The organism is Paenibacillus sp. MB22_1 (genome assembly GCF_047200555.1).
Classification (GTDB): Bacteria; Bacillota; Bacilli; order Paenibacillales; family Paenibacillaceae; genus Fontibacillus; species Fontibacillus phoenicis.
The window spans coordinates 1871697-1887837 of record NZ_JBLADV010000002.1; the positions used below are offsets into that span (position 1 = coordinate 1871697).

16 protein-coding genes are annotated in these 16141 nt (G+C 56.3%); 14 read left to right on the plus strand and 2 right to left on the minus strand.

Features of this window, described 5'->3' with window-relative positions:
- Positions 1-10 precede the first annotated feature (10 nt).
- The 6 genes from ACL02P_RS20390 to ACL02P_RS20415 all read left to right on the plus strand — a co-directional run bounded on the left by ACL02P_RS20390 (position 11) and on the right by ACL02P_RS20415 (position 4379).
- Positions 11-688 (plus strand): prepilin peptidase, encoded by a 678-nt coding sequence (locus ACL02P_RS20390; protein ID WP_051417100.1) that lies wholly within the window; start codon positions 11-13, stop codon positions 686-688.
- Complete coding sequence (gene pilM / locus ACL02P_RS20395) at positions 655-1614, plus strand: type IV pilus biogenesis protein PilM (protein ID WP_412837986.1); 960 nt, start codon at positions 655-657, stop codon at positions 1612-1614. Before ACL02P_RS20390 ends, pilM begins: the two co-directional genes overlap by 34 nt.
- The gene (locus ACL02P_RS20400; RefSeq protein ID WP_009223950.1) at positions 1611-2156 is read left to right on the plus strand and encodes a hypothetical protein; all 546 of its coding nucleotides are present in this window, start codon (positions 1611-1613) and stop codon (positions 2154-2156) included. The genes pilM and ACL02P_RS20400 overlap by 4 nt, the downstream gene beginning before the upstream one ends.
- A complete protein-coding gene (locus ACL02P_RS20405; protein ID WP_260070487.1) occupies positions 2153-2857 on the plus strand; it encodes a hypothetical protein in 705 nt (234 codons plus the stop codon). Before ACL02P_RS20400 ends, ACL02P_RS20405 begins: the two co-directional genes overlap by 4 nt.
- Positions 2858-3006: 149 nt before the next feature.
- Positions 3007-3441, plus strand: coding sequence for an NfeD family protein (locus ACL02P_RS20410; protein ID WP_028539829.1), 435 nt, complete (start codon positions 3007-3009; stop codon positions 3439-3441).
- Positions 3441-4379, plus strand: a complete 939-nt coding sequence (locus tag ACL02P_RS20415; RefSeq protein ID WP_260070485.1) for an SPFH domain-containing protein — start codon at positions 3441-3443, stop codon at positions 4377-4379. Before ACL02P_RS20410 ends, ACL02P_RS20415 begins: the two co-directional genes overlap by 1 nt.
- A 104-nt stretch (positions 4380-4483) precedes the next feature.
- Here the strand turns inward: ACL02P_RS20415 and ACL02P_RS20420 are convergent, their stop codons facing one another.
- Complete coding sequence (locus tag ACL02P_RS20420; protein ID WP_009223954.1) at positions 4484-5158, minus strand: PspA/IM30 family protein; 675 nt, start codon at positions 5156-5158, stop codon at positions 4484-4486.
- Between the two features lie 46 nt (positions 5159-5204).
- On the minus strand, positions 5205-5429 hold the full coding sequence (locus ACL02P_RS20425; protein ID WP_412837987.1) for a PspC domain-containing protein: 225 nt from the start codon (positions 5427-5429) through the stop codon (positions 5205-5207).
- A gap of 315 nt (positions 5430-5744) precedes the next feature.
- Here ACL02P_RS20425 and ACL02P_RS20430 point away from each other — a divergent pair, with 315 nt between their 5' ends.
- The 8 genes from ACL02P_RS20430 to ACL02P_RS20465 all read left to right on the plus strand — a co-directional run bounded on the left by ACL02P_RS20430 (position 5745) and on the right by ACL02P_RS20465 (position 15842).
- Positions 5745-7544, plus strand: a complete 1800-nt coding sequence (locus tag ACL02P_RS20430; protein WP_339301241.1) for a sensor histidine kinase — start codon at positions 5745-5747, stop codon at positions 7542-7544.
- Positions 7537-9123 (plus strand): response regulator transcription factor, encoded by a 1587-nt coding sequence (locus ACL02P_RS20435; RefSeq protein WP_412837988.1) that lies wholly within the window; start codon positions 7537-7539, stop codon positions 9121-9123. The genes ACL02P_RS20430 and ACL02P_RS20435 overlap by 8 nt, the downstream gene beginning before the upstream one ends.
- A gap of 103 nt (positions 9124-9226) precedes the next feature.
- Positions 9227-10582 (plus strand): ABC transporter substrate-binding protein, encoded by a 1356-nt coding sequence (locus tag ACL02P_RS20440; protein WP_412837989.1) that lies wholly within the window; start codon positions 9227-9229, stop codon positions 10580-10582.
- 83 nt (positions 10583-10665) lie between these two features.
- Positions 10666-11616, plus strand: a complete 951-nt coding sequence (locus tag ACL02P_RS20445) for a carbohydrate ABC transporter permease (RefSeq protein WP_412837990.1) — start codon at positions 10666-10668, stop codon at positions 11614-11616.
- Positions 11617-11621: 5 nt separating this feature from the next.
- Positions 11622-12461 carry a carbohydrate ABC transporter permease gene (locus tag ACL02P_RS20450; RefSeq protein WP_036644429.1) on the plus strand — a complete coding sequence of 280 codons (840 nt, stop codon included), beginning with the start codon at positions 11622-11624 and terminating at the stop codon, positions 12459-12461.
- A 46-nt stretch (positions 12462-12507) separates the two neighbouring features.
- Complete coding sequence (locus tag ACL02P_RS20455; protein WP_412837991.1) at positions 12508-13398, plus strand: glycoside hydrolase family 43 protein; 891 nt, start codon at positions 12508-12510, stop codon at positions 13396-13398.
- A gap of 14 nt (positions 13399-13412) precedes the next feature.
- A complete protein-coding gene (locus ACL02P_RS20460) occupies positions 13413-15128 on the plus strand; it encodes an MGH1-like glycoside hydrolase domain-containing protein (RefSeq protein ID WP_412837992.1) in 1716 nt (571 codons plus the stop codon).
- 147 nt (positions 15129-15275) lie between these two features.
- Positions 15276-15842, plus strand: a complete 567-nt coding sequence (locus ACL02P_RS20465; RefSeq protein ID WP_412837993.1) for a flavodoxin family protein — start codon at positions 15276-15278, stop codon at positions 15840-15842.
- Positions 15843-16141 lie beyond the last annotated feature (299 nt).

Here is a 16141-nt window from a genome sequence, read left to right on the forward strand (position 1 = left end):
GGACGCGAATATGATCCTGACGGCGCTGAATGTTGCCGGTGGGCTGGCCCTGGGGCCGGTCCTGGCGTGGTACGGGCGCCGGCTGGTGGCGAAGCGCGGGCTGCTGCGCGCAAGCAGCAGCCAAGCCGCAGGCCCGGCAGCGGGCGAAGCGGCCGCCGCCCTTGGGACGGCGGCGCTGTTCGCGCTGATGCACCTGCAATTCGGTGCATCGGGCGCATGGGCGCTCGGCCTGCTGCTGAGCGCGCTGGCCGTGCTGTGCGCGGTCACTGACCTGACCGCGCATATTATCCCCAACGGCGCCGTCCTAGGCTTCGGCGCCGTGCTGCTCGTCGCCGCCCCGCTGGCGGGCGGCGTGCCGTTGTGGAGCCAAGCGCTGGGCGCGCTTGGCGGCGGCGGTCTGCTGCTGCTGATCGCCCTCCTCACCTCCGGGAAAGGGATGGGGATGGGCGACGTGAAGCTGCTGACCGTCTTTGGCTGGGTCGTCGGCTTTCCCGGCGTGCTCCTGGCCTTGTTTCTGGCCAGCGCAGCCGGCGCGGCCGCCGGACTGCTGCAGCTGGCGTGGGGCCGCAGAAGACGCGGCCAGACGCTGGCGTTTGGTCCCTTTTTGGCAATCGGCACCCTGGTGGTTTACATGTATGGAAAGGAGATCATCCATTGGTATCTGCAAAACGTCATTCCTTTTTACTAAACCGGCGGTCGGCCCACATTGGGATTACGATCGATGAGGATGGAATCCGTTTCGTCAAATTTGACGCCAAACGTGGCATCGTAGAACGGGGCGGCTTGCTGCCGGTGGATGCCGAACTGAACGAGGACGGGGTTCCCGACGTGTCCGGCTTCACCGAGATGGTGAAGCGCTGGGCGAACCGCCGGGGACTAGCCGGGAAGAAAGTTCGTCTAGCGGCGCCCACCTCCCAATCGTTTATCCGCTTGCTCCAGGTCCCGAAGGTGAGCAAAAGGCAGCAACGCCGCGTGACCGAACTGGAGATCGAAGGCAGCATTCGCCTGCCGTTTGAGGATCCGGTGATTGACTACCATTGGATCGAGGAGCGCGAGGAGGGGGAGGCGCTGCTCACGTTTGTGGCCGCCGTGCCGCGTCCGATCATTCAAGAGATGGTGTCTTCACTGGAACAAGCTGGACTTCGTCTGGAAGCGGTCGATTTGGCGGCCATTGCGCTGTCGCGCATCCTTCGGCAGCAGCGCCTGCTAGGGGAATCCGGCAATGTGATGGCGATTAATTTCAAAGCCAAAGAAGCGGAGGTCTATACCTACCACCAGGGGTTGCCTGATTTCGTGCGCACGTTTCCCTTGGAGCCGATGTCCGGGGACAAGCTGAATACGTGGCGGTATGGGGAGATCGTCTCCTCGGTGACCCGGATCATGAATTTCTATGAGTATACGCTACATGAAGGGCATGAACGCGTGCAAGGCATCGTGATTGCCGGCGCCGCGCCGGACAAGCCGGAGATCGTGCGCCAGCTGTCGGCGGCTTTTGATCAGGTGAGCGTGTCCGAAGTGGACTTGTCCCCGTATTTTGCTGGACAGGAAATCGCCGACCAAGGCAGCTATGCGATTGCCCTTGGCCTCGCCATGAAGGGAGCGGAAGGCCGATGATCGATATCAATTTGCTCCCTCCCAAGCCGCGTCCGGCTTCCTCTGGAGTCCTTCTCCCGCTCTTGTTGCTGCTCGCCGGGCTTGGGCTTTGCGCTTACTTTGGGTATGCCTTTTGGGGCGTTCACGAGACGGCTGCTGAATTAACTACGAGAATCGCCGAAACGGAACGGCAGCAGGCGGAGCTGCAAAGCGAACTGCAAAGCTTGGGGACTGCGGGAATCGGAGCAGCGGGCATCGAGTTGATCGAGAAGCTAAGCGGACAGCGGCCGGATGTGAAGGCGCTCATCACCAGCCTGGAAGCCCCGCTTCCCGCTGGGGGCACGTTGGAAACGGTACGCTTTCACGAGACCGTACTCACTTGGACGTGCCGATTCGCCAGCTTAAGTGAAGCTAGTGCCTATTCCACCGCGCTGCGTAAACAGCCGGAACTAAGCGGCGAGCTGATTCAATCGGTGAAAGAGCTGCCGGGGCGGGGGTATATCGGCACATTTGAGCTGAAGCCGGGAACGGGAACGGCGGAACAGGCAGGTGACGGCGAATGAATACGGAACATCGCTCCGGATCGGCCGGAGCCCGCTGGATGCTGGTTGCTGCGCTAGTGCTGCTAGCGGCGGGATCGTTTTATTTCTTCGGATACCGGCCGGAGATGGAGAAATCGGCGAACCTGGCGTCCGACCACGAAGCCAAACAATTATTTCTGCAAAAAACACAGGCGATTGTTGAGGCCAAACGGGCAGATACAGCAGCATCGGACGCTTTGGCCGATACGGCCAAGCGGGAGGCAGCGGTACCGGAGGAGCCCGACCGGGAAGGGATTTTGCTAGACCTGGAACGAGCGGCCAAGTCCTCCGGCGTACAGATTCGGGAGGTTGTCTTCGAAGGGCCGGAAAGCGGCGGGTCCTTTGCGGTTTCCGCTGATGCTGCGGCCGTAGACAATTCCTTGTCTCTGGACGGAAGTGTGTCCATTTTGAACAGTCTGCCCGCAGGTTCATCGTCGACAGACGGCGTTCCTTCTGCATTGGGGGCTTCCGGATTGTTAAATGAAGCGGAACTCAGTACGGCGGGGTTCACCGTGATGTCGCTGCAGCTTCAGCTCCGGGGGAGCTTGGCGGAAGTCAAAAACTTCGCCGCGGCTCTGCAGAAAGCCGACCGGCTCTATATCGTCGACTCCTTTGAATATGGAAGAGAAGAAGAGGTGGAGAGCAAAACGGCGGCGTTCCGGCTGTTGGCATTGTACCGGTAACTCAGGAAATCAGAACTCTTTACGTTTGAATTAAGCATTCCGGCGGTGTGCTGGGGTGCTTTTTTTTCTATTTCCAGCGATTCCTTGATACTTTTTGGTATGTTTCCCGTATAAATAACTATAATGCTGAAAGGTGGTGCAACAGGGGGATGGAAATGTGGGCGATTTGGCTCATCGTCGCCGGAATCTTATTGGTACTTGAGATGATGACGATGACTTTTTACCTGCTATGGCTCTGCATCGGTTCGCTGGTTGCGGTAGTTGTAGCTTTGGTGGCCCCCGAAGCTTACTTCTGGCAGGTCGCTTTGGGCTGTCTGGTCGCCGTAGTCCTGACGGTGTTTACGAAGCCGCTTTCCAGAAAATTTCGCACAGCAAAAGGGTTTAAGGATATCGGTACCGAACTGGTAGGGAAGCAAGGCGTCGTTGTGGAATCGATTGAACCCGGTCAATACGGCATCGTGAAGGTTGGGGGAGATTCGTGGAGCGCGAAGGCCTCCGTCCCGATCGGCAGGGATGAGAAGGTTCGGGTGCTGGCGCGAAGCAGTACAATTATCGAAGTAGAAAGATGGGAGGAAATTACTTAATGCAATGGGCAATTATTGCGGTCATTGTTGTCGTTGTTGTCGTATTTGTCTCACTGACAGTCAAAATCGTACCGCAGCAACGAGTGGGTGTCGTTGAACGGCTCGGTAAATTTAACCGTTTGCTGACGCCGGGTCTGAACGTCCTGATCCCGATCATCGACCAGGTGCGGACGTATCACGATTTGCGGATTCAACAGACGAATGTGCCGCCGCAAACCGTCATCACCAAAGATAACGTACAGGTGCAGATCGACACGATTATTTTCTATCAGGTTGTAAATCCGGAACAAGCAACGTACGGCATTTCTGATTTTGTGTACGGGGTGCGTAACATTACAACAGCTACGCTGCGTCAGATCATCGGTAAAATGGAACTGGACGAAACGTTGTCCGGTCGGGAGAAGATTTCAACCGATATCCGGACGGCGCTTGATGAAGCGACCGAGAAGTGGGGCGTGCGGATCGAACGGGTAGAAGTCCTCGACATCCGGCCGCCGGTGGATATCCAAGAAGCGATGGACAAACAAATGAAGGCCGAGCGGAACAAACGGGCCATCGTGCTTGAGGCCGAAGCCGCCAAGCAGGATATGATCTTGCGTGCGGAAGGTGACAAGCAAAGTAAGATCCTGAAAGCGGAAGGCGACAAGGAAGCGCGTATTCGCGAAGCCGAAGGCTTCCGCCAAGCCCAGGAGCTGGAGGCGCTGGGTCAAGCAAAAGCGATCGAGTCGATTGCCGCCGCCGAAAAGACGCGGATCGAAATGCTGCGCGACGCTGCTTTAACCGAAGCCGTCCTGGCGTACCAGTCCTTCGAAGCGTTGAAGGAAGTGGCCAAGGGACCGGCCAACAAGGTATTTCTCCCATCGAATGCGATCGAAACGCTGGGAAGCCTCGGCGCGATCGGCGAAGTGTTCAAAGCTGGCAAGGACGGCAAATCATAAGCTTTCAAATGAAGAAGTCCGGCAAGAGATTGTTCTTGCCGGGCTCTTTTTCATGCTTAACTCGATCGGCGCTCTCTCGGGCGGTTCCTCTATATATGAACGGCTCAGGAATGCCGGTTCGACAATTGCGCCTTCAGACGTTCCAGCTCTTCGTTGACGGCGGCGGACTGGGTTGTGCCTGCATCCGCGACACCGGCCGTTCTCCCGTAGCTGGCGGAGACTTCTTGCTGAGCTTCCCAGCTCAGGATCTTCTCCTCCATGCGCTCGAAGCCCCGCGCGGCTGCGCCGCTTTCGATGCCGCGGCTAAAGTTCGGCCGTTCGGTCTCGGCTTTGACTTGTACCTTGCGGGCACGGGCTGCCAGCTCGTTACGTTTCTCCTTCAAGCGGGCAAACTCCGCTTTGCCTTCCGCGATGCGAATCTCCAGCTCAGCGACGCGGTCACGGGCCTCCTGCGCTTCTTTGGCGTACAGCTGCGCTTGCTCCTCGTAACGGATTTTCTCCGCAGCCGCATGGCGCGCCGTCACTTCATCGCCTTGCTCCAGAGCGGTCAAAGCCCGAATTTCACTTTGCTTGGCCAGATGCGCGATATCTGCGCTTTTTCGCTCCTGAACGGTCGCGGTCATTTGCTGCTCCTTCAACAGTTTCTCAGCGGCGGCGATGTCGTCCTCCAGGTTGCGTAAGTATTGGCCGGTCATCAGGACCGGATCCTCCAGTTTGTTTAACACTTCATGAATGGAAGCCTTGGCCAGATTGGCGATACGATCAAATACGCTGCTCATTGGAATCTCTCCTTTAGGGTTAATAGAGTTTGGGAACTTTCACAGATCAAAACGGGGAAAACGGATCATCGTAGCTGTAGCTGCCGATCGGTTCCTTGGGAACGATGAGGCTTGCGATCAGGTACAGGGCTACGACGGTGCCAAAGCTGAAGAATACCGCCACGACGGCGATCAGCCGCACGACCGTGGAGTCAACCCCAAGCCATTGGGCGAGCCCGCCGCACAGGCCGCTCAGTTGCTTATCCGTTGCCGAACGATACAGTTTTTTCATGGTCAACCACTCGCTTTCATTTATTTTTAAGTCAATAGGATCATGGGGACTGAGTCTCGATTGAACGAATGTGTTATCCGTTGTTCATGTCTTCATTCTACCGGGAATGGCGGCAGGGCATAACGGGCTGGGGACGGTTTGTGAACTGGACCTTGGTCGGGCCGGTTCCTCGTCTGGAAGTCGGGGCAGGGGCTTGGGCGCGGGAGGGATTCTGGCAAGTGAAATGAAAAAAAGCTTGACGTCACGCCTATGTAAGCGCTTATTGCGGGAAATGGACGTTTTCGTTATAGTGTTGTGCATAAGGGAGGGGCGCCGATGTTTTTTTCGCTACGCAATCGGCTGATTGCCGTATTTGTCGTCTTATTGGTCATTTCCTTCTGCGTCATGTTCCTGATCAGCTATAACAAGTCCAGCGCGATCTTGCGCTCTGACAGCGAAACGGCGGCATTGGAAAAAATGACGGCCTACACCGCACTCATCAACTCCACGATTGGCCAAATCTACGATTTCTCCTCAGTGATCTATAACAGTGACATCACGAACGACTGGAGCGAATTCGTCTCCGATCCCACGCAGTCCGAAGGGCAGAAGATGCTGAAAAATATCCAGCTCAGCAAATTTTTGACGCGGACGGTGAACAACTATTCCATCATCGCCACCGCCTCGATTTATCGCAAAGACGGGCTGTATGTCGGTCTGGACAACCGGATCTTGCAGGACCCGTCGTTTTTGGAGACGGACTGGTATCGAAATTTTTACGAGTCTGAGCAGCATTGGGCCCCGGCGGCGGTGGATCCGTTTGAACCGGTACGTTTGAAGGAGCATGAGGTCATCAGCTTCCTGATCCCGATCGGGACGTTCAGCGTTTCCCAAGCTACCGCCATCATGAAGGTGAACGTTCGCGCTGAATACTTCAAGGACCCGCTCAGCCAGGTGCATCTCGGAACCCATGGTACGATTTTTTTGCTTAGCGGCGAAGGTGAACCGCTGTTAGGCCAGCCGTTGTCAGATTTCAGCGAACCGGTCCTGAACAAGCTGGGGGAGATCCGGGAGCGGGGGCCGCGGGAAGGCGTATTTTATGCCAAACCTCAGGGCGAGGACATGATCTATGTCTACAAAAAACTGCAATTTAACGATTGGATGCTCGTTGGGGCGGTCTCGGAAAATGAACTGCTGGCCAACCTGATCAATCTGAAATCAGGGATTTTGGTGGCGACCGGGACACTGTTGGTGTTCGCTGTCCTTGCGGCCGTCTGGATTTCCTACAGCATTACCAAACCGCTGGGCGGCTTGGTGGCAGCGATGCGGCTTGTCCAGCGCGGGGAGTTCGCCCAGGCGGAGCAGCGTATTCCTGAGCGGCAGCAGGTGAACCATGAGGTCGGGTTCGTGACGGCCACGTTCCGTAACATGATTGTACGGCTGCGCGCCCATTTGAAAAGCGAGTTTGAATTGAAGCTGCGCCGGCAACAGGCGGAATATCGGGCGCTGCTGATGCAGATTAATCCGCATTTTTTGTTTAACACGTTGGAGTTACTCAGCAGTCTGGTGATCCAGAGGCGAACGGATGATGCAGTTGACGTTATCGAATCGCTAGGCAAAATGCTGCGCTTCTCGCTGAATGCCAAAAGCGATCTGATCCCGTTGCGTGACGAAGTGACGTATACCGAATCTTTCGCTGCGATTCTGCACCATCGGTTTGCGGAACAGCTGGATTTGACGCTGGAGAACGCGGTGCCGGACCGTCCGGTGTATATCGTGAAGTTTATTTTGCAGCCGCTTGTGGAAAATGCCGTGAAATACAGTCAGGTCAAAAACGACGTTGCCGTTGTGCGCATCCGGATTTGGGAGGAGGATCAACGGCTGCTCTTGCAGGTGGCCGACAACGGAGTTGGCATGGAGCCGGACTTGGTGCGGCAGCTGAACGAGGAGTACCAGCATTCCCAACTGGAGCAGGTATTAAGCACCGGCGGGAGACAGATCGGCTTGCGGAATATTTTGGCCCGGTGTGCGCTTTATTATGGAGCTGGCTTTGCGTTTTCGATTCAATCGGCGCCCGGGGAAGGGACGACGATCACACTGAGTTTGCCGATAGGGGAGGGAAATGCGGATGTATAACGTGCTGCTGGTTGATGATGAACGGGAGATTCGTCAAGGACTAAGGCTAAAAATCGATTGGCAGCAGCTGGGCCTCCAGATCGCCGGGGAAGCGGGGAATGGTCAGGAGGCGCTGGAGTGGCTTCAGACCGGGGACTGCGACATTATCATTACCGATATGCGCATGCCGATCATGGACGGGGTGGAGCTGCTCGAAAGCTGTTCCCGGCAATATCCGGATATTCGTCTGATCGTGCTGACGGGATATGACGATTTTCAGTACGCCCATGCGGCGATCAAAAATCGCGCCAGTGACTTGCTGCTCAAGCCGGTGACGCGGAGCGAACTGGCCGGAGCCTTGGGCAGGGTCGCTTCTGAGCTGGACCGGGAGCGCTCGGCGCAGGCGGAGCGGAAGCTGGCGGAATGGAAGCTGTCCCGCTACCTGGAGGAAATGAAGGAGCAATTTATTCAGAGCGTGATCCGAGCTTATCCAGGCAGCAGCCACCTGTGGCCGGAACGGGTTCGGTTGTTTGGCTTAAATGAACTGGCGGAGCAACCGGTGCGTTTTGTGGCGATCGGGTTACCGCCGGCACCGGAAGAAGCGCCGGAGGAATCCGGCCTGCGTCTGCCGTTTGAGCTGCTTTGCCGCGAGCTGGCGGGTACAACCGGTTCTGCTCCCGGTATCCCGGTCTTTCGGGAAGCGAAGCATCCTGACTTGCTGTTTGCCATCGTGCCGGGCGACACGGCCGCTGTGCAAAGCTTCTCCAGCCAAGTGGCTGATATTGTCCGCAGCTATTTGAAACAGAAGGCGCTGGTGATGGCCGGCGAACCCGTGCAAGGTCTGGAGGCATGGCGGGAGGGGTACCTTTCCTCCGTGCTGGCCTGGTATATGAGCCGATACACGCAGCAAGCCGGAGCGGAGCCTACGCGGGGCCCGGCGGATCCGGCACAGCTGGCGGCCCAGGACAAGCTGAAGCTGCTGCAGCGGCATTTGGCCGACGGCCGCAAGGCAGCGTTTGAGAAGCTGGTGGAGGAGGAGCTCGCCGCCGCGCTGGCGTTCTCGCACCCGCAGTTTATCAAGCTGATTTTCCAATGCTGCTTGGCCATCGAAGCGGCAGCGGATGCCATGGGGCTTGCGCTGCGGGAGAAGGACGAGATCTGGTTGGATCCGGAGCGAGTATGGGGGCTCGGCACCGTATCCAAAGCCTGCGGGTTCCTGTATGGGCTGGCGGAGCCGCTGTTTTCGCTGAAGAAGGGGGACAGCACGAGGGAGGAGCCCTCCATCGTGGAAGCGATGAAGGAAATGATCGAGCTGAATTACATGAACGATCTGAACCTGTCGCAAATCGCCGAGCAGTACCACTATAACCTGTCCTATTTGTCCGATCTGTTTAAAACAAAAACCGGCAAATCCTTTCTCCAATACCTGACCGATGTACGCATGAACAAAGCGGTGCAGCTGCTTGACGAAACCCCGCTGTCCTTAAGCGATATCGCGGAGCTGACGGGCTTCTCCAATGCCAGCTACTTCAGCACGAAATTCAAGAAGGTATTTGGCATCAGTCCGTCCGAGTACCGGCAGAAGGATAAGAACATCTAAAAAAAGTAAAAGTCCAACGCCCAAAGAAATTGGATTCTTCTCCTTTTTTGTATGCGCTACCATTTAATCAGCAAGACCATTCTCATGAAGGGGGAAGGAAGAGATGAAGAAGACGAAGGCGATGTTGTTGGCCAGTTTGCTTCTTGTTACGGCCATCTTGGTCTCGGCGTGCGGCTCCGGTAACAACAATGCCGGGAGTGTAACTACGGGGAATACGAACCAGCCGTCGGAGGCAGGAGGCGCCGCCAGCGAGGAGCAAGTTGAGCTTCGCGTCATGTGGTGGGGGGACCAAACCCGGGCTGACATTACCACGGCCATGCTGAAGAAGTTCGAGGAGAAACACCCGAACGTCAAGGTGATCCCAGAGTTCTCTCCTTTTGACGGATATTTCGATAAGCTGAATACGCAGCTGGCATCGGGGACGGCCCCGGACCTGTTTACGTTAGGGAGCAATATCTTGGAATATGCCACCCGGGATGTACTGCTGGATATCACTCCGTACGTCGGCAATGAAGTCGATACCAGCAAAATTTCGCCGCAGCTCATCAACGTGAATACGTTTGATGGTAAGCTGCGGGGGATCTCGATTGGGGCGAACTCGACAGCGATTCTCGCGAATACGGCGCTGTTTGAGAAAGCTGGACTGCCTCTGCCGACGAAGGAATGGACTTGGGATGATTTTGTCAAGATCAATGAACAGATTGCGGCTACCGGCAAAGACATTTACGGCTCTTACGATTATTCCGGCGAGATGGACCAGTTTGGGGTATACCTGACTCAGCGGGACAAGATGATCTACAATGAGCCGGAGAAGAAGCTGGGCTTCGAGGCGGCGGACGTCGCCGAGTGGTTCACGCTCTGGGAAGGCATGCGCAAAGCCGGCAGCATCGTTACGCCGGAGCTGCAAATTTCGGCCGATCCGGACGATACAAGCATGTCCCTGGTGACGAAAGGCCAAGTGGCGATGCAGTTTATTCCGACGAACCAGTTTGCTGATTTCCAAAAAATGTCCCAGGATAAGCTGACGCTCATCCCGGTTCCGATGGGACCAAACGGCAGCATGATCTCCGTCCAATCAAGCCAAAACATCGTGGGTTATGCCAATACCAAGCATCCGAAGGAAGTAGCGATGCTGATGGACTTCTGGGTGAACGATCCGGACGCAGCCAAAATCCTTGGCAACAACCGCGGCGTACCAGTCTCCTCGGAGATGCGGGCCGTACTGAAGGCGGAGGCTTCCGAAACGGATAAAGTGGTGTACGATTACCTGGATATCGTGGCGGTGGATGATGTCGACCTGTTGTACAACGTTCCGGGCTCCAACGAGTTTAAGCAAGAGCTGCTGAAAGCCAGCCAGAACGTGGCATTCGGACGGATGGACATCGCGAAGGCAGCAGAAGATTTTTATGCACAGGGACAAAAAATCTTACAGGCAAACTTAAGTGCAACGACAAATTAACCGGCCTGTCACACGAAAGAGGGGATCCGTTGGGTTCCCCTTTTTCTGAACCCAAGGAATGATGGTTACGGAGGTGTTTACTTATGGATTCGGTGACAGGTGTGGCAACCCAAACGATGGTAAAGCCAAAACGACGTCGATCCCTGAAACGGAACTTGACGGGTTATTTGTTTCTGCTGCCCTGGTTGATTGGATTTTTTTGCATGGCGATTGGGCCGATTCTGGCTTCGCTGTATTTGTCCTTTACGAACTATAACATGTTGAAAGCGCCCGCTTGGATTGGGCTTCAGAATTTTACGGAGATGTTTACGGGAGATGCCACGTTTACGCATTCGTTGAAGCTGACATTTCAATACGTGTTCCTCTCCGTTCCTCTGCGGTTGGTGTTCGCACTGGCGGTCGCGATTATTTTGAATAAAGGGTTACGGCTGCTTGGCCTATATCGGACCGTCTATTACATCCCTTCGTTGTTAGGGGGGAGCGTGGCGATTGCGGTGGTTTGGAAAAAAATCTTCTCCGGTGACGGGTTGTTTAACCGGTTCCTCGGGATTTTTCATATTGATGCCCACGATTGGGTGGCCAATCCGAGCTACATTATTTATTCCATCGTCGCGCTGTCGGTTTGGCAATTTGGCTCGTCGATGGTGATTTTCCTGGCGGGACTGAAGCAGATCCCGGGGGAAATCTACGAGGCTGCGGCGGTGGACGGCATCAGCCGGACGCGTCAGTTTCTGCGGATTACGCTGCCGCTGTTGTCGCCGGTTATCCTGTTTAACCTGGTGATGAACATGATCAGCTCGTTCCAGGTGTTTACCTCCGGGTACATTATCGGGGACGGTCATGGCGGTCCGATCGACTCGACGATGTTCTACTCGCTGTACCTGTATTTGAAGGGGTTCTCTTACTTTAATATGGGTTACGCCTCGGCTATGGCTTGGGTGATGCTGGTGATTATCGGTATTTTTACGGCGATCGTGTTCGCTTCCTCCAAGTATTGGGTTTATTACGGCGACGGCAAGGACGAAAGGGGCTGAGAGAGATGGTGTTGAGGCTAAGCTTAAGCAAACTGTGGAGACACGTGGTGGTGATCGTGATCGGGACGATCATGATTTATCCGGTGTTGTGGATGATCAGCAGCTCGTTCAAGCCAAACGCGGAAATCTTCTCGGACATGGGATTGTGGCCGGATTCCTTCACGTTCTCCAATTACGTTAACGGCTGGCGGGGGATTCAGGGGTATTCATTTGGGCATTTCCTGATCAATTCCTTTATTATTGCGGCGCTGGCGGTGATTGGCAACGTAATCTCCTGCTCGCTGGCGGCCTTTGCCTTTGCGCGTTTGAATTTTGCGGGTCAGAAATTCTGGTTCAGCATGATGCTGATGACGCTGATGCTGCCGTTTCAAGTGACGCTCATTCCGCAATATATTCTGTTCCACACGTTTGGATGGGTGAATACGTTTCTTCCGCTCGTTGTGCCGAAGTTTTTTGCATTGGATGCGTTTTTCGTGCTGCTGATGGTGCAGTTTATTCGCGGGTTACCGATGGAATTGGACGAAAGCGCCCGGATCGACGGCTGTGGACCTTGGCAGATATACTTGCGGATCATTATGCCGCTGTGCGTACCGGCGGTGATTACAACGTCGATCTTTACGTTCTACTGGACGTGGGACGACTTCTTTGGGCAAATGATTTACCTGAACAGTCCTAAGCTGTTTACGGTAATGATCGGTTTGCGCTCGTTAATTGACTCCACCAGCACGTCGAACTGGGGCTCGTTGATGGCGATGTCGACGGTGGCGGTTGCGCCGGTCATCGTGATCTTCCTGATCTTCCAGCGTTATATCGTCGAAGGAATCTCGACGACGGGGCTGAAGTAAGCTGACAGGACGGTGAACTGTACACGACTTCTAGGAGGGATTGGTTATGACCTTGGCGTTATCGGACATCCATATTCGGGATCCGTTCCTCCTGCCGATGCCGGCGGAAGGCAAATATTATATGTACGGCACGATCGGAGAGACGTGCTGGAAGGGCAAACCGCGCGGGTTTGACGTTTACGTGAGCACGGATTTGGCGGCATGGGAAGGTCCTTACCCGGCGTTCCGCCCGGAGCCGGATTTCTGGTCGGACTTCAACTACTGGGCGCCGGAGGTGCATGAGTGGCAGGGGCGCTACTACATGTTCGCCACCTTCAAGGCAGACGGCCGATGCCGGGGCACGCAAACGCTGGTGGCGGACAGCCCGCTGGGCCCGTTCCAGCCGCTTGGGGACGGGCCGTTGACGCCGCGCGATTGGGAGTGCTTGGACGGGACATTTTACGTCGACCCGCAGGGCGAGCCCTGGATGGTGTTCTGCCATGAATGGGTACAGGTGCAGGACGGGAAGATTTGCGCGGTGCGTCTAAGCCGCGAGCTGGACCGGGCGGTGTCTGAGCCTGTGCTATTGTTCCGGGCTTCGGAGGCACCATGGGCCGAAGGGATTCGCGGCGGGGCCAATTACGTCACAGACGGCCCCTTCCTGTACCGCGCTGATAACGGCGAGCTGCTGCTGCTCTGGTCCAGCTTTAGCGACGGCGGCTACACGATCGGCTGCGCTCGCCAAGCTGGTGGAGACATTACCGGCCCGTGGGTGCAGGACGCAGAGCCGTTGTATAAACGGGACGGCGGCCACGGGATGGTGTTCCGCACGTTCGCGGGCGAGCTGCGACTGGCGATTCATACGCCAAACGACAGCCCCAATGAACGTCCGATCTTCATCCCGGTGACGGAGCAGGACGGGCGATTATACGCGCATCCGAAAGAAGAGCAGAGATAGGTGAGGTGGGACAGATGGGGGAAATGGGAGAGATGGGCGTGTTGGAGCGGTTGCGCAAGATGGAGGTTGTGTCAGCTGTAGGCGGAGAGGGTTTGCGTAAGAGCACGGATCAAGCCGTGCTGGAGGAGTTTGCCGCTTCGGGCGTCAAATTCGCGGCGAACGAAGGGAGCCCGCTGGAGCGGGTCTATTACGCCGGCGTGCGCAAGCTGCTCGATTGCATCGTGCCGTCGGTGAGCGGCGTGCCGGTGCTGCATGAAGGCGGCGTGTACCTCGGCACTTGGCTGGAGAGCACCGGGACGATCAATACCGAGCTGCTCAGCCGCTTTGTGCCGTCGGTGGCGCAGGCGACCTTCACCTTGTTTGCCGATTACCAACGCTCCGATGGCCTCATGCCCTACAAGGTGACCGGCACGGGACCGGCATACCGGCAAATCCAGATGGTCACGCCGCTGGCCCGCTCGGTATGGAACCACTACCGCCTGAACGGCCGGGCGGACCGGGAGTTCCTGGACAAGATGTACCGCGCCATGGAGCGGCACGACGCCTGGCTGGCCGCGTTCCGTGATACGCGGGGGACGGGCTGCGTGGAGGCGTTTTGCACGTTCGATACGGGGCATGATCTATCTCCGCGCTTCTGGCATGTGCCGGATACGTCGCATCTGGGCGACCCGCGCCGGTACGATCCGGACTCGCCGGTGCTGCCGTTTTTGGCGCCGGATCTGACGGCTAACGTCTACTGTCAGCGGCGTTATTTGGCGGCCATCGCCGCGGAGCTGGGGGCGGCAGCAGGACCGGAGTGGGCAGCTAAAGCGGAGGCGAGCCTGTCCAGCCTGATGAAGCATTGCTATGATGCGGAAGACGGGTTCTTCTACGACGTGGACGCGAGCGGACAGTTCGTCCGCATCCAGTCTGACGTGCTGCTGCGCGTATTGGCTTGCGAGGTGGGGGACGGGGTATTTTTCGCTTCGTCGCTGCGACGATATTTGCTGAATACGCGGAAGTTTTTTGCCAAGTATCCCTTCACTTCGATTGCCATGGACGACCCGCGGTTTGATCCGTCGTCGGCCTACAACACCTGGGCGGGGACGACAAACTTCCTTAGCTTAATCCGTGCTCCGCATGCGTTTGAGTACCACGGGCGGCATGTGGAGCTAACCTGGGTACTGCAGCCGATTCTGTCGGCGATGGCCCGCATGGAGCGTTTCGCCCAGTGCCTCAGCCCTTGGACGGGAGAGGAAGGCTTCACCGAGACCTACTCCCCTGCGATTTTGTGTCTGCTCGACTATGTGGAGCGGTTGTGCGGCATCCTGCCGATGCCGGAGGAAGAGCTGTGGTTCACCGGGCTGCTGCCTTATCCGATGGATCACGGGGAAGTACCGGCCGAGGAAACCGCGTATGCCCGGAAAGTGGACGGCACGGTATTCGAGCTGGTCAATACGCGTGAAGGCAGCACCGTATACCGGGACGGGGAGCCGTACTGCCGGTTTCCCTACGGGACCCGTCTCGTCACCGATCGACGCGGTGAGCCTAAAGCGCTCATCGGGATGAGCGTTCGGACGGTGGAGGGTCTGCTGGAATTTGGGGGCCGAGCTTATCCGGTAAACCTCGGCGGGAACGAGGTTTGGCGATTGAATCGGGATAGCGCGGTTTCTAGTCCCGGATCAGGGCCAAAGTCAGCTTCTGCTGAAGCTTTGGCAGGTCCCGATGTCGCTCTACCAACATATTACTAGACAACCCTTTGCACATTTCCCGAAAAAACGCCATAAACTTATGGAGATTGCATATATTTCAGATGCCTGTCGCATAACAATAAATAGGCGTAAAGCAGGCGCAACTTCGGGAAGTTTCGCTTGAGAATTCGGAGGGGAGTGCAGGGAATGCGCATTGCTGTCATTCAGGGAAGTGCAAGGAATGGAGGGAACACGGAGGAACTGACGCGGCTGGTTTTAGAGGGGTTACCCTATACGAATATCATCCTGCGGGAGAAAGAAATCAAACCGATCCACGATCAACGGCACGACGAAGGCGGCTTCGATCCCGTGGACGATGATTACGACGAGCTGATCCTGCAGGTGCTGGAGCATGATATTTTGATCTTCGCCACGCCGGTATATTGGTACGGGCCATCCGGCTTGATGAAGAACTTCATCGATCGCTGGTCGCAAAGCTTGCGCGATGTCCGTTTCAAGTTTAAAGAGCGGATGGCGGCCAAAACAGCCTATGCCGTCGTGGTCGGCGGCGATAATCCGCGGATCAAAGCGCTGCCGCTCATTCAACAGCTGCAGTACACGTTTGATTTCGTGGGGTTACCGTTTGCCGGTTATGTGATCGGCAAAGCCAGCAGACCGGGCGAGATCTTCAAGGACGCCCGGGCGATCCGCGAGGCTGCGGCGCTAAACGCCGAGCTGCGAAAAGCCGAGCCGTTGGCGGTGAATCGTTCCTAATCTTTACTTTCATAGACAGATGGAAGACCGACGTGCGGTTGCATTTGCAGCGGCACGTTTTTCTTATGCTCCCTTTGTCGAAGATAGGTAGGAACCTATGCAGCCGCCCTCTTTTTCATGATTATCCCGCTGAATCAGGCAGTAGAGAAAGAGAAATCGTTGTTACGAAAAAGCGCTTTGTCTGAGGAGAATAGCCTGCTTTGAAGCAGTCGAGAGCTAAGTCCTTACTTAATCGTAAAAAACCTAAGATAGCCCTAGGAATACGACCTAGGAGTATGACCAATATGGCAGATTGAAGC

What these genes read in the sequence shown, in the direction of transcription:
- ACL02P_RS20390 (WP_051417100.1), top strand. Translation starts at nt 11, where the DNA reads ATGATCCTGACGGCGCTGAATGTTGCCGGTGGGCTGGCCCTGGGGCCG.
- ACL02P_RS20400 (WP_009223950.1), top strand. Translation starts at nt 1,611, where the DNA reads ATGATCGATATCAATTTGCTCCCTCCCAAGCCGCGTCCGGCTTCCTCT.
- ACL02P_RS20405 (WP_260070487.1), top strand. Translation starts at nt 2,153, where the DNA reads ATGAATACGGAACATCGCTCCGGATCGGCCGGAGCCCGCTGGATGCTG.
- ACL02P_RS20410 (WP_028539829.1), top strand. Translation starts at nt 3,007, where the DNA reads ATGGAAATGTGGGCGATTTGGCTCATCGTCGCCGGAATCTTATTGGTA.
- ACL02P_RS20415 (WP_260070485.1), top strand. Translation starts at nt 3,441, where the DNA reads ATGCAATGGGCAATTATTGCGGTCATTGTTGTCGTTGTTGTCGTATTT.
- ACL02P_RS20420 (WP_009223954.1), bottom strand. Translation starts at nt 5,158, where the DNA reads ATGAGCAGCGTATTTGATCGTATCGCCAATCTGGCCAAGGCTTCCATT.
- ACL02P_RS20425 (WP_412837987.1), bottom strand. Translation starts at nt 5,429, where the DNA reads ATGAAAAAACTGTATCGTTCGGCAACGGATAAGCAACTGAGCGGCCTG.
- ACL02P_RS20430 (WP_339301241.1), top strand. Translation starts at nt 5,745, where the DNA reads ATGTTTTTTTCGCTACGCAATCGGCTGATTGCCGTATTTGTCGTCTTA.
- ACL02P_RS20435 (WP_412837988.1), top strand. Translation starts at nt 7,537, where the DNA reads ATGTATAACGTGCTGCTGGTTGATGATGAACGGGAGATTCGTCAAGGA.
- ACL02P_RS20440 (WP_412837989.1), top strand. Translation starts at nt 9,227, where the DNA reads ATGAAGAAGACGAAGGCGATGTTGTTGGCCAGTTTGCTTCTTGTTACG.
- ACL02P_RS20445 (WP_412837990.1), top strand. Translation starts at nt 10,666, where the DNA reads ATGGATTCGGTGACAGGTGTGGCAACCCAAACGATGGTAAAGCCAAAA.
- ACL02P_RS20450 (WP_036644429.1), top strand. Translation starts at nt 11,622, where the DNA reads ATGGTGTTGAGGCTAAGCTTAAGCAAACTGTGGAGACACGTGGTGGTG.
- ACL02P_RS20455 (WP_412837991.1), top strand. Translation starts at nt 12,508, where the DNA reads ATGACCTTGGCGTTATCGGACATCCATATTCGGGATCCGTTCCTCCTG.
- ACL02P_RS20460 (WP_412837992.1), top strand. Translation starts at nt 13,413, where the DNA reads ATGGGGGAAATGGGAGAGATGGGCGTGTTGGAGCGGTTGCGCAAGATG.
- ACL02P_RS20465 (WP_412837993.1), top strand. Translation starts at nt 15,276, where the DNA reads ATGCGCATTGCTGTCATTCAGGGAAGTGCAAGGAATGGAGGGAACACG.